12 protein-coding genes are annotated in these 17,483 nt (G+C 38.6%); 5 read left to right on the top strand and 7 right to left on the bottom strand.

Annotated elements, in window-relative coordinates:
- Window positions 1-120: 120 nt before the first annotated feature.
- On the top strand, window positions 121-1,188 hold the full coding sequence (locus BGO84_RS03975) for a M20 family metallo-hydrolase (protein ID WP_291027846.1): 1,068 nt from the start codon (window positions 121-123) through the stop codon (window positions 1,186-1,188).
- On the opposite strand, the gene BGO84_RS03970 is transcribed toward BGO84_RS03975, so the two are convergent.
- The 3 genes from BGO84_RS03970 to BGO84_RS03960 all read right to left on the bottom strand — a co-directional run bounded on the left by BGO84_RS03970 (window position 1,189) and on the right by BGO84_RS03960 (window position 6,782).
- On the bottom strand, window positions 1,189-3,156 hold the full coding sequence (locus tag BGO84_RS03970) for a KUP/HAK/KT family potassium transporter (protein WP_135105551.1): 1,968 nt from the start codon (window positions 3,154-3,156) through the stop codon (window positions 1,189-1,191).
- Window positions 3,157-3,279: 123 nt separating this feature from the next.
- On the bottom strand, window positions 3,280-5,052 hold the full coding sequence (locus tag BGO84_RS03965; protein WP_291027844.1) for an ABC transporter ATP-binding protein: 1,773 nt from the start codon (window positions 5,050-5,052) through the stop codon (window positions 3,280-3,282).
- A 5-nt stretch (window positions 5,053-5,057) separates the two neighbouring features.
- Complete coding sequence (locus tag BGO84_RS03960) at window positions 5,058-6,782, bottom strand: ABC transporter ATP-binding protein (protein WP_291027842.1); 1,725 nt, start codon at window positions 6,780-6,782, stop codon at window positions 5,058-5,060.
- Between the two features lie 329 nt (window positions 6,783-7,111).
- Here BGO84_RS03960 and BGO84_RS03955 point away from each other — a divergent pair, with 329 nt between their 5' ends.
- The gene (locus BGO84_RS03955) at window positions 7,112-7,690 is read left to right on the top strand and encodes an XRE family transcriptional regulator (protein WP_291027840.1); all 579 of its coding nucleotides are present in this window, start codon (window positions 7,112-7,114) and stop codon (window positions 7,688-7,690) included.
- A gap of 22 nt (window positions 7,691-7,712) precedes the next feature.
- Window positions 7,713-9,365: an AMP-binding protein gene (locus BGO84_RS03950; protein ID WP_291027838.1), complete on the top strand. Its 1,653-nt coding sequence runs from the start codon at window positions 7,713-7,715 to the stop codon at window positions 9,363-9,365.
- 46 nt (window positions 9,366-9,411) lie between these two features.
- Here the strand turns inward: BGO84_RS03950 and BGO84_RS03945 are convergent, their stop codons facing one another.
- On the bottom strand, window positions 9,412-12,180 hold the full coding sequence (locus BGO84_RS03945; RefSeq protein ID WP_291027836.1) for a prolyl oligopeptidase family serine peptidase: 2,769 nt from the start codon (window positions 12,178-12,180) through the stop codon (window positions 9,412-9,414).
- A gap of 26 nt (window positions 12,181-12,206) precedes the next feature.
- A protein-coding gene (gene prfB / locus BGO84_RS03940) for a peptide chain release factor 2 (RefSeq protein ID WP_135105557.1) occupies window positions 12,207-13,320 on the bottom strand; the annotation gives its coding sequence in 2 pieces (ribosomal slippage) (window positions 12,207-13,256 and window positions 13,258-13,320; 1,113 coding nt in all).
- A 286-nt stretch (window positions 13,321-13,606) separates the two neighbouring features.
- Here prfB and coaA point away from each other — a divergent pair.
- The gene (gene coaA / locus BGO84_RS03935; RefSeq protein WP_291027834.1) at window positions 13,607-14,548 is read left to right on the top strand and encodes a type I pantothenate kinase; all 942 of its coding nucleotides are present in this window, start codon (window positions 13,607-13,609) and stop codon (window positions 14,546-14,548) included.
- 14 nt (window positions 14,549-14,562) lie between these two features.
- Here coaA and BGO84_RS03930 read toward each other — a convergent pair whose 3' ends face one another.
- A complete protein-coding gene (locus tag BGO84_RS03930) occupies window positions 14,563-14,949 on the bottom strand; it encodes a VOC family protein (RefSeq protein ID WP_291027832.1) in 387 nt (128 codons plus the stop codon).
- Window positions 14,950-15,082: 133 nt separating this feature from the next.
- The gene (locus BGO84_RS03925) at window positions 15,083-16,159 is read right to left on the bottom strand and encodes an aldose epimerase family protein (RefSeq protein WP_291027830.1); all 1,077 of its coding nucleotides are present in this window, start codon (window positions 16,157-16,159) and stop codon (window positions 15,083-15,085) included.
- Between the two features lie 427 nt (window positions 16,160-16,586).
- Between BGO84_RS03925 and BGO84_RS03920 the strand changes: the two genes are divergently transcribed.
- Entirely contained in the window at window positions 16,587-17,480 is an 894-nt protein-coding gene (locus BGO84_RS03920; protein ID WP_135105563.1) for a permease-like cell division protein FtsX, read from the top strand.
- Window positions 17,481-17,483 lie beyond the last annotated feature (3 nt).

The following is a 17,483-nucleotide window of genomic DNA, read 5'->3' as shown; positions in this document are numbered from 1 at the left end:
ATACTTAAAATAATTATCTAATATAAGTGCTTGATGCGCTTCAATAATAGAAAAAAGTAACAACTCAAAACAGTAGAAAAAGTGTCACTTTTGTCACCTTTTCACTAAAAAATAAAATCTATGGAACAGGATATTGATGCTTTATACTACAATGCAGTCGACCTATTGAAGGAAATGATAAGTACTCCGTCTTTCAGTAGAGAGGAGCATAATGTAGCAGAAGTAATAATTTTGTGCATGCGTAAGATGGGATTTACTCCCGATAGAAAGGGAAATAATCTTTGGATTCGGAGTAAGGATTTTGACTCTTCAAAACCTACTATCCTGCTCAATTCGCACATGGATACCGTTCGTCCTGTATCCGGCTGGACAAAAGATCCTTTCTTTCCCGAAGAAGATGGTGACACACTCTATGGATTGGGAAGTAACGATGCGGGAGCCAGCTTGGTGTGCTTGTTGCATGCTTTCTTTATGTTGACTCAAAAGAAACAAGATTATAACCTGATTTTCTTAGCGTCGTGCGAGGAAGAAGTTTCCGGCAATGGCGGAGCGGAGGCTGTTGTTCCCGAACTTCCCCAGATTGCGTTTGGTATTGTGGGTGAACCTACCCAGATGAATCCTGCTATTGCAGAGAAAGGTCTCTTAGTCCTTGATTGTACATCATACGGAAAAGCGGGACATGCAGCCCGTAACGAAGGAGAAAATGCCATTTATAAGGCAATTAAAGATATCGAATGGTTTCGGACGTACGAGTTTCCGCAAACGAGCGATTTGCTTGGCCCTGTAAAAATGACTGTAAGTATGGTGAGTGCAGGAACACAACATAATGTAGTACCCGATAAGTGTGACTTTGTTGTAGATGTAAGAAGCAACGAATTGTATAGTAATGAAGAGCTTTATCATATTATAGATAAGCATACAGACTGTGAGGTAAAACCCCGGTCTTTTCGCCTGAATTCATCGAGGATTTCTCTCGAAAATCCATTTGTTCAACGTGCTATTATCATTGGAAAAACTCCTTATGGATCGCCTACGTTATCTGATCAGACATTTATGCCTTTCCCTACTTTGAAGATGGGACCCGGAGACTCAGCCCGCTCGCATACAGCAAACGAATATATCCATTTGAGTGAAATAAGGGAAGCTATAGAGCTTTATGTGAAGCTGCTGGATGGACTTCGAGTTTAACTATTCCGCTTCATTTGCTTGGTTCAGCAGGTCTTTCAGTTGCTCTTCGGTATGGTCTACTTGCCTTAAAGGTACAGTCTCAACAACAGCAAGAGATGGATCTATATCATACATCTGTGTGTCTGAGGTTGTTAATCTCTTTACAAGGTTGTAACATCCCAAGATAATCTGTCTTGAAGGGTTCATGTGTACATTGCGGAATATGCGGTCTACGATCATAAACTTAAAGTCTCCTCGTTTCTCTTTAGCATCTTGCATAGATGGATATCGAGACGTTAGATCTACAAGGCCTAGTCGTTCCAACTCATTGGTTATTAGGTTTACATATTTGTCGGTATGTATTCCTAGTTTAAACCCTGCACGGATATTCACACGGAAAATTTTCTTAGGGGCATATATAGTTGTTTCGTAACTGAATTCATAAGGCTCATCCGTTCTTTTTATTCTTACAAACCAGTATGTGTCAGCTCTTTTAGGTGTTCGCTTAAATAGGGAGTAGGCAATCTTGCTCTCCAAAAAGTTCTTATTATTGGCCTTCACTATATACACCAGATGGGTAGCTGCTTTAGGTATGGTTGTGTCATCACTTATCTTTAATAATTGGCTGACGTAATGCTCATCTACCTGATCATAAACAGTATAGTGACGTTTAATACGGCGCCCGTTATACCATGAATACATCAGAAGCAGTAGTACTCCTGCAATAATGATAGGGATAAATCCTCCGTGTGCAAACTTTTGCATATTTGCAAAGAAGAAACTGAGTTCTATGATAACGAAGAATAGAGTGAGTGGGATAGTAAACCACAATGGTCTCTTCTTTTTCATAAAGTAAAGGAAGAGCAAGGCGCTGGTCATCAACATGCTGAGGGTGATAGCAAGACCATAGGCCGCTTCCAGCTTCATCGAAGATTGCATTGTGAGTATGATGATAAGACAAAGTACCATCATCATATAGTTGATGGATGGGATGTATAATTGTCCTTTGATGTTAGTAGGGTATTGTATTTTTACATTCGGCCAGATGTTCAGTGATATAGCCTCACTGATAACGGTGAAAGATCCACTTATCAACGCCTGGCTGGCAATAATTGCAGCTACGGTAGCCATTATTACACCTGTAAGTCTGAACCACTCGGGCATCATAGAGAAGAAGGGATTTACATCAGGGGTTACATGTCCGCTGTTGATAATCCATGCTGCCTGTCCTAAATAGTTGAGTATAAGAGCTGCTTTGACATAGATCCACGAAATGCGTATGTTTTTCAATCCACAATGCCCTAAGTCTGAATACAAGGCTTCTGCCCCTGTTGTACATAGAAAGATAGCACCGAGTATAATCATAGCCTGTGGTACTTCTATCAGAAAATGAATCGCATACATCGGGTTAAAAGCTCTGAATACAGTTAGATCGTGCACGACCTGACTTAGACCCATCACAGCCATCATCGTAAACCAGATGATCATCAGTGGCCCGAAGTATCTTCCCAAAGAGCCTGTCCCGAAGGGTTGTACCAGAAATAGGATGAGTACTATAGCTACTGTAATAGGTATAACCGGTATGTGCGGAGCTATCGGTTGAAGACCTTCTACGGCAGACATAACGGTCATGGCAGGAGTTATAATACCATCGGCAAGCAATGTAGCCGCACCTATACCTGCGAGGATATAAGCCCACCGGTATTTTTGGCGGATAAGGGCATATAAAGAAAGGATACCACCTTCACCTTTATTATCGGCACGAAGGGTGATGATAACATATTTCAGAGTGGTTTGAATTGTCAAAGTCCATATCACACAAGATATAGCACCGAGAATATATTCCGCATGGCTGTGTTGCCCGGCAGGTAGGGTGTTCAAGATGGCTCTCATCACATATAAAGGCGATGTACCAATATCTCCAAATACGATACCTATTGCTAAAACGACACCTAATGCGCTAAACGGAACTTTGTGATTCTCTTTCATTATTCTAATTCGAAAATTGGGCTAAAAGTACAAGATTATTTAAATATGAGGATAAGATATATTGTTAATTTTACTCCTTTTGGTTTCTATCTGATTATTATATGGCTTTTTAGCATAACTCGACTAAAATTCCTCAAACTGTTCCTGGTACAGACTGTAATACTTCCCTTTGAGGTTAAGGAGCTCTGTATGTGTCCCCTGTTCTATTATCTGACCATCATCGAGCACGAGTATTCTATCTGCATTACGCACTGTAGAAAGTCTGTGTGCTATGATAATGCTCGTACGGCCTTCCATTAGCTTGTCAAGTCCTTTTTGTATAAGGAGTTCGCTTCGGGTATCTATGTTGCTGGTAGCCTCATCTAGCAAAAGGATAGGAGGATCAGCAATAGCTGCTCGTGCTATATTCAACAGTTGTCGCTGCCCCTGACTGAGATTTGCGCCATCATTCTCCAGCATAGTGTGATATCCTTTTGGTAGACGCTTGATGAACGAATGAGCCGCTGTTAGTTTTGCCGCTTGTATTACTTCTTCATCTGTCGCTTCCGGTCGTCCAAAGCGGATGTTTTCACATACTGTTCCTGTAAATAAATGGGTATCCTGTAGTACGATAGCCATCGACTGTCTAAGGCTTTCTCTTTTTATATTATGTATCGATATTCCATCTATTGTTATTTCTCCCGATTTAATGTCGAAGAAGCGGGGGAGCATATTTAGTATAGTTGTTTTTCCTGCCCCTGTTTCTCCCACTAGGGCTATTTTCGTTCCGGGTGTTGCATGCAGTGATACTCCTTTCAGAATTAGCTTGTCTTGTTTGTATCCGAAATAGACATCTTTCATTTTCAGATCACCTTTCACATCATTGAGGCTTATTGCATCCTGAGCGTCTTTTTGTTCGGGAGCCTCATCTATTACCTGAAAGATACGTTCTGCTCCTGCCATTGCCGCTTGTATGCTATTATAAAGGCCGGCAAGCTCATTTATAGGGCGACCAAACTGACGGGAATATTGAAGAAATGCAGCCAATCCACCGACATCAAATCCTCTGAATATAGCAAGTAATCCGCCCACTATGGTAACAACTACAAAGTTTAAAGTATTAAGGTTCTGCATCACAGGCATCATCATCCCCGAGTAAAATTGTGCTTTTTTTGATTTCTCATTTAGCTTTTGATTCAGTTGTTCGAAGTCTTGTTCCACCTTTTTCTCATAACCGAATACTTTTATAACTTTTTGCCCGCTAATCATTTCTTCTATATACCCGTTTGTGTCTCCCAGTGTATCTTGTTGTGCTTTGAAGTATTTCTTACTTCGCGTTACGATCGTTTTGGCACTAAGGAACATGAGAGGGATGGTAATCAGGGTAGCTAAAGTTAGTATAGGGCTTATATAAATCATAAGCGTGAATATCCCTACAAGCATCAGTGAACTGGTCAGCATATCCGATAAGCCATCTGTAAGGGCATTACTCACCTGATCTATGTCATTTGTATATCGGCTCATGATATCGCCATGCTGATGCGTGTCGAAATACTTGATAGGCAGCTTTTCCATCTTCTTGAACAGATCTGTACGCATACGGGTTACTGCACGTTGACCTATTCTATTTAACAGCCTGTATTGTATATACACAGCAGCTACACCTATCAGATATATAACTCCGAGAATAATGAGTATATGCAGTAGTCCTTCATAGTTGCCCGGAATGATATAATTGTTGATGATAGGACGTATCATATATGAACCAACAAGGTTGCACCCAATGCTGATAATGATAAGAAAACCGATAACGATCAAGAGTTTTTTATCCTTAGCAAGATATGTCATTATCCTGAAGAAGGTTTTTTTAGCTTCTATCGGCTTGCCGCTCTGTTTATAGTGATCTCCGTGTGCCATATTATTCAGTAGACTATTTGTTGAGAGTTGTATATCTCCTGATACAACTTCGACTTTTCTATTAGTTCATCAGGTTTACCAATAACGTCTATCTCTCCATCCTCCAGTACTATCACTCTATCGGCTGATTGCATTGTATTGATACGTTGTGTTATAATAAAGACAGTTGTATCTTTTAAGAGATTGTTAAGATTATATCTGATTTTCTGTTCTGTTTCCGTGTCCACAGCACTTGTGCTATCATCCAGTATAAGGATTTTGGGCTTACGTAATAGTGCCCGTGCAATACAAATCCGTTGCTTCTGTCCTCCTGATACATTAATACCTCCTCGTCCGAGAAGAGTGTTATACCCATCTGTAAAAGATACGATGAAATCGTGTGCTTGAGCTGCTTTTGCCGCTTCTTCTATTTCCTCTATTGTTGCATCGGGTCGTCCCCATCGAAGATTATCTATAATTGTTCCGGTGAAGAGTTCATTTTTTTGCAGTACCATTCCTATTTCGGCATGCAATTCTTCCAGATTATAATCCTTTACATTAACTCCATCTATGAGAATCTCTCCTGCCGTAACATCGTAGAGCCTTGGGATAAGCTGAAGCATAGAACTTTTAGCTGAGCCTGTTGCTCCTACTACAGCGATTGTTTCACCTTGTTTTATTTGGAAATTAATATCTTTCAATACGTCGTTTTCACTGCCATTATATCGGAAAAAGACATTCCTGAAAATAACTTCTCCTTTTGTTATTTTATGCTTGTTTGATAAACCTTCTTGTGTATTCGTAAGTGATGGTTCTGTTTTTATAACTTCGAGTATACGTTCTGATGAGGCCGAAGCTCTCGCGATATTTACAATCACCATTGAGAGGAACATCAAAGCCATAAGTATTTGCGTCATGTAATTGACAAAAGAAATAAGCTCTCCCACTTTAAGATTGCCCTCTATCGCTTTTGCTCCACCTACCCAAAGAACTACGATAACAGATACATTCATTATAAGCTGCATGACAGGAAATATTGCTATAATAACATTGGACGCATTCACTACCATATTTTGCAGATCTTCACTTCTTTTCTCAAATTTCTTAGTTTCAAAATCTTCTCTTACAAATGATTTAACGACACGGATGTTGATCAGGTTCTCTCTTACCATCGCATTGAGTTGGTCAATCTTTTGTTGTACTTTCATAAAGAGTGGAAGCCCTTTATACATGATGAGGAAAATGCTAATACTGAGTATAGGTACAACCCCCAACATGATAAAAGCAAGATCGGTATTTATTTTTATAACAAAGAAAAAAGACATAACTAACATTAATGGTGAGCGTAACAGTAAGCGCATACTCATTAATACAACTTGCTGTATATGACTGATGTCGTTTGTTAGGCGTGTGATTAATGAAGCGGAATTAAATCTGTCGATTTCGGTAAAAGAAAGCTGCTGTATTTTCGAAAATAATTTGCTTCTAAGGTCAGTGCCAAATCCGATCGATGCTTGTGAAGATACATATACATTAATGATGCTTACAATAAGCCCCACGATGGATATTCCCACCATGTATGCTCCAATCTCTGTGATAACGGATAGGTTACGGTGCACAACCCCATCATCTACAATCTTAGCCATAAACCAAGGCTGTATTGTTTCACACAATACGGTGATCAATACAAGAACCGGGCTTATAATCAAGCTTGTTTTGTATTTCTTAAGTATCTGCCAATATATTTTCATATATGTATAATCTGTTAAGGACAGATATTGTTCAATAATTACAATTATTTATTCGCATGGCAAAAATAGGAATAACTTCTTAAACTTATTTAGATTCGAAGAATCTCTTATATGTTATATTGAATAAAATTTATGCTATTTGTTATATATCTGATATATAGACTGTTGTACTCTTTCTTGGATTTCTTGTTTGAGAAATAATTGTGTTAAAGAAATATATTTATGATAGGGTTTTTTAATATCCTCTTGACTATTAGTCATACTAATTAAAGAAATATCATATTTTTGTATATCACACTAAAAATAAATAATAAACATACTATCTATTCATGAAAACGAATAAACGCATCGGGGAGAGGATTCGCGAAATCCGCGAATCGAAATCAATATCTCTTGCTGATATGATAGAGCGTTCAGGCTTAGACGAGAAGCAAGTTGTTACAATAGAAGAGACAGGAGGAATTCCTTCTTTGGCTCCGCTGATAAAGATAGCCCGTGTATTAGGTGTAAGGCTGGGTACTTTCCTTGATGACGTGGATGAGACCGGTCCCGTAATATCTCGCAAAGAACAATATAACAAGAGTATAAGCTTTTCTACAAAAGATACTTCCTCTGTTAAACACATGGACTACTACTCTCTGTCTTCTACAAAATCGGGGAGACACATGGAGCCATTTGTTATACAGATTGAGCCAATAAAAAAGGGTGTTGATTTTATTCTATCTACGCATGAAGGTGAAGAATTTATTTATTGTCTCGAAGGTATTGTTGAGATAAACTATGGTACTGATGTATATTGGCTTGAAGAAGGGGATAGCATTTATTATGATTCTATCGTATCCCACCATGTACATGCCGGAGGTGAAAGTGGAGCTAAGATTTTAGCGGTGATTTATACTCCTTTATGATAATACCTTCAAAAATCATGAAATGCAACTATCGGAAAGAACAATAGGAGAATGGCTTAAATATTGGGCAGAAAAAACTCCCGAAAAAGAATATATAGTATATTCAGATAGAGATCTTCGCTTCACATGGAAAGACTTTGATGAGCGGGTAAATAATATGGCTAAAGGACTTTTGGCTATAGGCGTTAAGCCCGGTTCTCATGTCGGTATATGGGCTACAAACGTTCCCGACTGGTTGACTTTTTTGTATGCAGGAGCCAAGATTGGAGCGGTTTTGGTTACGATCAATACCAATTATAAGCAGCACGAATTAGAATATATTGTCGATAATGCAGATATAGATACTCTTTGCATTACCGAAGGTGTTTTCGATGGGAGCTACATTGATATGGTTTATGAAATGGCTCCCGAGTTAAAAACTACTCAGCGAGGCTACCTCAATGTAGAGCATTTCCCTAAATTAAAGAATGTCGTTTTTATCGGGCAGGAAAAATACAGAGGAATGTATAATACTGCTGAGATATTGTTGTTAGGTAAAAACGTATCGTGTGATATTTTAAATAAAACGAAGCGTACCGTAAATTGTCACGATGTAGTGAATATGCAATATACATCAGGTACTACCGGATTCCCTAAGGGAGTAATGCTCACTCACTATAACATTGTAAATAATGGCTTCTTTACAGGCGAGGCTATGCAATTTACAGCAGATGATAAATTATGTGTATGCGTGCCTCTGTTCCATTGTTTTGGTATTGTTTTGGCAACGATGAACTGTCTAACCCATGGTTCTACTCAGGTTATGGTTGAACGTTTCGATCCGTTAGTGGTGTTGGCATCTATACATAAAGAACGATGTACGGCTTTGTACGGTGTGCCGACAATGTTTATTGCAGAGCTGAATCATCCGATGTTCAATTTGTTTGATGTCAGTTCTCTGCGAACAGGTATTATGGCAGGCGCTCTCTGTCCTATAGAACTAATGCGCCAAGTAACTGAAAGGCTTCATGTAACACATATTACAAGTGTCTACGGGTTGACTGAATCTTCTCCCGGAATGACGCACTCTACCACTGAAGACCCATTTGAAGTACGATGTACGACTGTTGGTAGAGAGTACCCATATACAGAAGTGAAGATTCTAAATCCTGATACTGGCGAAGAGTGTGCTATAGAAGAGCAGGGCGAGGTCTGCTGTCGTGGTTATCTTGTGATGAAAGGTTATTATAAGAATCCTGACGCAACAAACGAAGTAATAGACAAAGATGGTTGGTTGCATTCGGGCGATTTGGGGGTAAAAGATAAGAATGGATATTATCGCATTACGGGACGTATTAAAGATATGATAATACGGGGCGGCGAGAATATTTATCCCCGTGAAATAGAAGAATATCTTTATCACATGCAAGGCATAAAGGACATTCAAGTAGCCGGAATACCTTCCGAGAAATATGGAGAAGAAGTAGGCGCTTTCATTATATTGCAAGAGGGGGCAGATCTCCTGCCTGAAGATGTAAAAGCCTTTTGTCGAGGAAAAATAGCTCGCCACAAAATTCCGAAATATATCTTTTTTGTAAACTCTTTCCCTCTAACAGGAAGTGGAAAAATACAGAAATTTAAACTTAAAGATATTGGCCTCAACTTGCTGAAAGAGCAAGGGGTGGATGTGATATAAAAAATAGGCTGGAAATTATCCAGCCTATTTTTTATATTAGTATCTCTTATTGCAAATCAAATCCATACGTCCTTCCTTTCTCTGTTGCCGGAACACCGCTTTTCATCCATACAGGCATTGGATCTCCTTTGAGATAATGATCAAAGAACTGTTGTAGGCGTATACTTAAATCCTTCGAATTCTTCCTTTCTTTCAAATTGTGGGCTTCGTTGTTGTACTGTAGCATCCATACAGGTTTCCCCAAACGGCGTAAAGCCATAAAATACTCTATTCCCTGATACCAAGGAACAGCGTCATCGTTATCGTTGTGCATAATCAGGAGTGGAGTTTGCACCTTATCCGCAAAGAATATCGGCGAGTTTTCTTTATAAAGTTCGGGAGCTTCCCACATCGTCGCACCTATTCGAGACTGTGTTTGTTCATACTGAAACTGTCTGCTCATTCCACTGCCCCAACGTATACCTCCGTATGCACTAAACATATTTGATACGGGAGCACCCGCACCGGCAGCTTTAAACATATTTGTGCGTGTAATAAGATAAGCTGTTTGATATCCTCCCCAACTTTGCCCTTGTATAGCCATATTGGCTTTGTCTACCCATGTGTTTTTTGCTAATTCTTGAGCACCTGACACAATCGAATTGTAAGCACTTTCACCGGGGTGTCCTGTAGTGTACTGTATGTCCGGCGTGAAAACAATATAACCTCTGCTACAGTAAAACGGTATATTGATAATAGAGCGACTTGGAGCAGGAGGGAAGTACTGATACAGTTCGTCCGAATGCTTTTCGTAGAAATAAATCATCACCGGATATTTCTTGTTCGGGTCGAAATCCTCAGGCTTGTATACTATTCCCTGTGTTGGTTTCCCATCAAATGTAGTCCATGACATTAATTCGGCAGTTCCCCAGTTGTATTCTCTCATTTGTGGATTTATATCGGAAAGCTTGCTTTCAGCTTTCCACAAATTGCTTGTAAAATATAAATCGGGTGAGGTATTAAAGTTACTTTTCGTATAAGCAAATACTTCTTTATCTTTTGCCTTTACAGGTGTGCTATAAGAGTATTTTGCAATAGTTAGAGGCTTAATATTGTTTTTAGCCAATTCATAAAAGCCATTTTCTTTTGTTGTATTATCAAATGCCGAGAGGAGTAGTTTTTCGTTTGGTTTTATAAACCTGCTTTCGGGATCGGGTTTGATATATCGCAATGTCACTTTTCTTTCTCTGCCTAAACCTTTCGTAATATTCTCAGGAGTTTTTATTCCGGTAGGGTCTAATTTCCAGATATCATACATGTCGTAAACAAGTAAAGCGGCATCCTTCTCCATCCATGCTGCATATCCGTATGGAGAAGGAGCTGTCGGGATGTCGTTTTTCTCATCCCAGAAATTCACATTCAATTGATCTGTCAAACAGACTTCCTTCTCATCTCTTATCGAATAGGCATAGTACTGAAGGGTATTTATATCATACCAAGCCAGAAAATTGCCCAGAGGTGAAAGTATAAGCCTAGCTTGTAATCCTTTCTTGATCTGCTTTTTTGTATGATTGATTAAATCGAAAAGCCAGATATCATTTTCCTGATTTGCACGATAGTCCCATTGAGTCTTTAGTTGATATTTCAGGTCTGACGTTCCGATAGCGTATTGCCCGTTATTTTCGTCAGAGATACTAACATCGGGTATCTCCTCTGTTGCTAATTGATAGAATGTATTTGATTCCAAATCAATGTAAGACAGAAATGTTTGCTTCTGTTTCTTTTCCAACTGTACAAGCTGCTGAGGTTGGATAAGCGGTTCTTGCCAGTGCCAGATGTCAAGCTTTGCTTTTTCGAAATCGGGAATAGCCGTGTCTTTTGGTAAGACGATAGGAGCTATTCCTAACAACAATCTTTTCTCATTCTTACTGAACAGTGGAGTATAATTATCACTTACAGTCCATTTTTCAGGGACTCCCGCGGTGTTCTTATCTGCAACTATTTTTGCAGAGTCTAAAGTCGGATCAAAGTAGAAAAGTCTATAATCTTTAATTTCCTTTTTCAGGCTATCTGATGTTGCTAAATAAGCAAGCTTGTTTCCCGATTCGGATAAAGTAAGGTTCTTATAAATTGTTTTATTTATAGAAACCGTATCCTTGCGTAAATTATTCAGGTCGACAAAAAGGACACCCGGTTTATTAACCGTATCTTTTGCTGAAGGCTTCAATATTGTCGCAAAGCTTTTACCATTGCGGCTAAAAATATATTCTGTCGTATTTTTTATGGTATCTTCTTTCGATGTATAAAGATTGCGGAGTACAAGCGTGAGAGCTTTAGGCTCTTTTTTATCTTTAGATTTTAATGTGTCGTCTATTGTATAAGCAATGTAATCCGAAAAATCTTTTCCTATTTTGAAGCTCTTTACATTCGGAATTTTAGAAACTATAAGTTTATCCAGCGAAATTAGGGCTAAAGAATCTTTTGGCATCTTTTCATCGGCCGTTTTCTTTATTTTGGCTTGGCGTGTAACTGCATAAGGAGCCTTGATCTGTGCTATTATGTGTTTCTGGTCTGGTGATATCGAGTAGGTATATGCACGTGGAATTTTCAATTCCTGCTTTGTCTTCAGATTACTAACCAGAAGATAATCATCCCCTTCTTGTTCTTTGACTACGGTTGCCGTATAAATACCGTCATTTGTAATACTAATATTGGATATACTTTTCCACGAATCGTAGACCGTATGATCTAATACTTTCTTTTGTGCATTTCCCTGCAATGCTGATAGTACAGCAATACAGAGAAAGACACATTTTAAATATGTCTTTCTTGTCATAACTATAAGATTTATAATGAACAGAATCAGGCTTCTTCGCCGAATTCCATTAAATATTCTTTGATAAAATCATCCAGATCCCCATCCATCACGGCATTTACATTTGATGTCTGGTAATTTGTGCGGTGATCTTTTACTCGGCGGTCATCAAACACATAGCTTCGTATTTGAGAACCCCATTCTATTTTTTTCTTTCCGGCCTCTACTTTCGACTGTTCGCGGCTACGTCTTTCTAATTCCAATTCATACAATTGAGATTTCAGTAAGCGTATCGCATTGTCTTTATTTCCAAACTGAGAGCGGCTTTCTGTGTTTTCGATGACGATTTCTTTTTCTTCGCCGGTTTCAGGATCTTTGTATTTATAGTGTAGACGCACACCTGTCTCCACTTTATTTACGTTCTGTCCTCCTGCTCCACTCGAACGGAATGTGTCCCATGTAATGTCAGACAGATTGATGTCAATATCTATAGTATCATCGACCAAAGGAACCACAAAGACAGAAGCGAACGAAGTCATGCGTTTTCCTTGTGCATTGAATGGCGATACTCGTACCAAACGGTGAACTCCATTTTCGGACTTGAGATATCCGTATGCATATTCGCCTTCTACCTGCAAGGTTGCTGTTTTTATACCGGCCTCATCGCCGTCTTGCCAGTTGGTTATAGTCGTTTTATACTTCTTGTCTTCACACCAACGTTGATACATGCGGAATAGCATTGAAGCCCAATCTTGTCCTTCGGTACCTCCTGCACCACTGTTTATTTTTAATACAGCTCCTAGTTTGTCTTCCTCACGGCGAAGCATGTTTTTCAATTCGAGATTCTCTATAAGGCTTAGAGCATTTTTATATGCTTCGTCCACCTCTTCTTCGGTAGTAATACCTTCTTTCTGAAAATCGAATGCAAGCTGTAGCTCATCTGTTGAGGCCTTTACTTCATTATAGCCTTCTATCCAGCCTTTCAGCCCACGTATAATTTTCATTTGGGCTTCTGCTGTTTTTGCATTATCCCAAAATCCCGGAGCTTGAGTTCTTAGTTCTTCTTCTTCTAGTTGTATTTTTTTCGCATCGACGTCAAAGATACCTCCTCAGCGCGTCCTCGCGCTCCAACACTTCTTTGAGTTGGTCTGCTGTAATCATAAGATTAATATTTAGTTGTTTTTATGTTTTTAGAGGTGCAAATGTATTAAAAAAACGTGTAAGTGACAATTTGATAAATAAATAATTAGAAAACAAACTCTATGCTACCACGTGAGCGGGATGTTTTTTATATTCGACACATATTCTTCAATTTTCTGCTAAAGCATGATGTAATGCTCATGTATCACACTATTCTGCTTATAAGAGAAAAACTTAAAATGTACGACATATAACATTCGGCTTACAACTTTTGCATACCTTTGTATCAGTTATCAAAAGTAAACAAATGGCAACTCTTCCTATTAGCCCTTATATGATTTTCACTCGCGAACAGTGGGCTGCGTTACGCGACTCCGAGCCGATGACTCTCACCTATGAGGAATTGCTAACTCTACAAGGAATTGACTACGAATTGTCGATAGATGAGGTGGAAGATATTTATCTGCCTCTATCACGTCTGTTAAGCTATTATGTACATGCACGTGTGAGCCGTCAGTCCGTATTGATGCGATTCCTCAATCAAAGAGTACAGAAGATTCCTTTTATAATAGGTATTGCAGGTAGTGTGTCGGTTGGGAAAAGTACTACTGCTCGTGTCTTGCAAGCATTGCTTAGCCGATGGAAAGAAAACACAAGAGTGTCTTTGGTAACTACAGACGGATTCCTTTATCCGAATGCTACTCTCGAAGAAAAAGGAATAATGCTGAAAAAAGGATTTCCCCAATCATACGATATAAAGCGTCTTCTTCAATTTGTGACAGATATAAAATCAGGAAAAGATCGGGTAGAAGTGCCGAGATATTCTCACTTGGTATACGATATTATCCCTAACGAATATGATATCGTTGAGCAGCCCGACATCTTGATTCTGGAGGGTCTGAATGTATTGCAAAGTGGAATGGATTACCCCAGCGAAAAGCCAAGGATATTTGTATCCGACTTTGTCGACTTTTCTATTTATGTAGATGCCGAAGAGCAGTTGCTCGAAGATTGGTATATTTCCCGTTTTATGAAATTCAGACAGGGTGCGTTTACTAACCCCCGGTCTTATTTCAAGAGCTTTTCGGAGCTATCTGAGAAGGAAGCGATGAAAACGGCGAAAACGATTTGGCGAGAGATTAACCGTAAAAATCTGAGAAAAAACATTTTGCCGACAAAGGAAAGAGCCAACCTCATACTTCACAAGGGAGAAGGTCATTCTGTTGACTTTGTAAGGCTAAGGAAATAATTAGTAAATCTTACTTATTCGGGTTCATTAGTATCGAGACAAAAGGGATGACCTGCCGGGTCGATCATTGTTCTTGAAGTTTTGTAGTATTGTTCGCTTGCAAGTTTTGCTCCAGATTCTATCGCAAATTGTACAGCTTCTTCCAGATTATCCACATAAAAGTCTAAATGTAGCATTTGCCCTTGTTTTCCTTCTTGCCAAGGCCAGACAGGAGGAGTATAGTTTTCTACTTCCTGAAAAGCTATCACCATACCGGAAGGAGATGTTATAGCTGCCCAACCATTTGCATGAGGGTGTGTGCATTCCCATTTTAAAATTTTACTATAAAACTTGGACATAACTCCAGCATCGGCACAATCAATAACAATGTTTACTTTTTTGATTGGGGCTTTGGTTTTCATGTTGCAGAATTAAGGAATTATATGTTTGTGTTCCATCAAATAATATCTTATTTAATTTATGAATAGGAATGGAGCGAAAAGGCTATCTTTTATTGATGTATTCTTCGCTCCATCTTGAATGACAAAGGTTATCTTATTTCTTTATTGTAAATCGATGTACAGTTTTGCTCTTGAACGTTTCTCCGGGTCTGAGTATTACACTCGGATACTCCGGTTTGTTGATACTGTCCGGAAAATGTTGAGTTTCGAAACATACAGCTGCACGCATCGGATAGCAGTGTCCGTGTTTTCCTTCAAAATTACCTGTCATCCAGTTACCTGTATATATCTGAACACCCGGTTCGGTAGTCGAAATGTTCATTTGAATTCCTGACTTGGGAGAAAAGCATTCTACCGCTAAGGCCAATTCATCCTCTTTTTTATCCAATACCATTGTATGGTCGTAGCCTTTCCCGAAATGCAACTGTTCGAAGTCGTCCTCAATTCGTTCTCCGATGGTATGAGGATTAGTGAAGTCGAACGGAGTTCCTTTTACAGGTTCAGCTTTTCCGTAAGGAATAGCAGTATCGTCCGTTGGGAGATAGCTAGAGGCATGCATGACCAGAATGTGATCGTTTATAGTAGGATCTCCTTCTCCCGAAAGATTGAAATATGAATGATTTGTAAGATTCAAAATAGTTGCCTTGTCTGTTGTGGCTTCGTAGTCTATATCAAACGAATTGTCATCTGTCAATTTATAGATCATTTTCACATTCAGATTACCCGGAAATCCCTCTTCTCCGTCTTTGGATAGATATGTCAGCTCCAGGGTTTGATGATCCATTTGTTTTGCATCCCATACCACAGCATTAAAACCTTTTAGTCCACCATGTAGGTTATTCGGCCCATTGTTTATTGCCAATTCGTATGTAATGCCATCGAGCGTAAATTTTCCTTTGGCAATGCGGTTTCCTGTTCGTCCGCATACAGCCCCAAAATATGGCTCTTCAGAATTGAGATATTCGTTTAGATTATTATGTCCGAGAACGACATCGGTGAGTTGGCCGTTTTTATCAGGTACGGATAAGGAAACTATTTTTGCTCCGTAATTAATGACGGTTGCTTCCAATCCATTCTTGTTGGATAATACGTACATTTTTACATCTTTACCATCTACTTTCCCGGAGAAGTTTGTTGGACTCAATTTTGATTTGGTTAATTCTGTTTGCATGATATTTTTTTAAGTTATACGAGCTTTTTTATAAATGATAAACACAAATATAAGGCTATTTTTAACAAAAAATATTTTTCTTCCCCTGAATGTGAATCTAACCATATCTAAAAAATAAAATTGCTATACCTACATGTCGAACCTGTATAGTCATTGGCAGGGTGAATCTTGTGATTTTATTATGTTATAGATAACGACTATGAGAGTTGAGAATAGTCTTAGTCTGATGGAAGTGTTTCAAAGTCTTAAATTAATCAATAAACCAAAACAAATGGAGTTTTAATAGTGTTTATTCTTTAATTGCAAAGAAGTATTTATTAAAAAAGATGAAAATACTACTATAAGATGTATTTATTTTGTTTCTTTGCAGCGAATTTGGGTGTTTTGTACTCATTCACTAAATACTACTTATTTGTCTTTGTACAATATGTCTGATAAGCATCAGTATAAAACGATATCACTATTTACTACAGGGGTCATTACTACGATTAGTATAACTCTTGTTCTTTTTCTTTTGGGTTTGACTTTTTTGGTAGGATTTACCGCTAAAGGCATAGGTTCGTATCTGAAAGAGAATATGGGCATCTCGATAGAGCTTGCCGGTAATGTAGATGATGCTTCTGTCGCGAAGATACAGAAAAACTTGAATGCAAATCCGTATGTTAAGTCTGTCGTGTATATCAGCAAAGATGAGGCGAAAAAACAATTGGTAGAAGATCTTGGTCGTGATCCGGAAGAGGTGTTAGGATATAATCCTGCTCATGCCTATTTCGATGTGTTTATCAAGTCTGACTATGTAAATCCAGACAGTATAAAAAAAGTAGAAGCAAGTCTTAAGGTTCAAAATCTGAAAGGAGCTCAGATAGTAAATAATATCGTTTATAATGAAAGTGATATTATAAATGCAAATTCTAAGCTTTCTTTAATTGGAACTATATTGGCTATACTGGCTGTGATACTTGTGCTCATATCCTTTACGCTGATACGAAGCATTATTCAGCTGAATATATATTCAAAGAGATTTTTGATAAATACAATGCGATTGGTGGGTGCAACAAACTCTTTTATCAGATGGCCTTTTATGTGGCGTATGGTAATTAGTGGTGTTGTTGCTGCTATCTTGGCGAATTTAGCTATTACGGGAGTAATATATTATATTACAAGCATAATTCCTGATATGCTGTCTATTGTGAAAATGTACGAATTGTTGATTGTATATGGGCTTGTCCTTATCTTTGGCATACTTATAGCAGCATTTGCCACAGCATTTTCGGTGAATAGGTATTTAAGAATGACTACAAATAAACTTTATCACGTTTAAAAC

The organism is Dysgonomonas sp. 37-18 (assembly GCF_001899125.1).
Lineage (GTDB): Bacteria > Bacteroidota > Bacteroidia > Bacteroidales > Dysgonomonadaceae > Dysgonomonas.
This window is presented reverse-complemented; position numbering and strand designations above follow the sequence as displayed.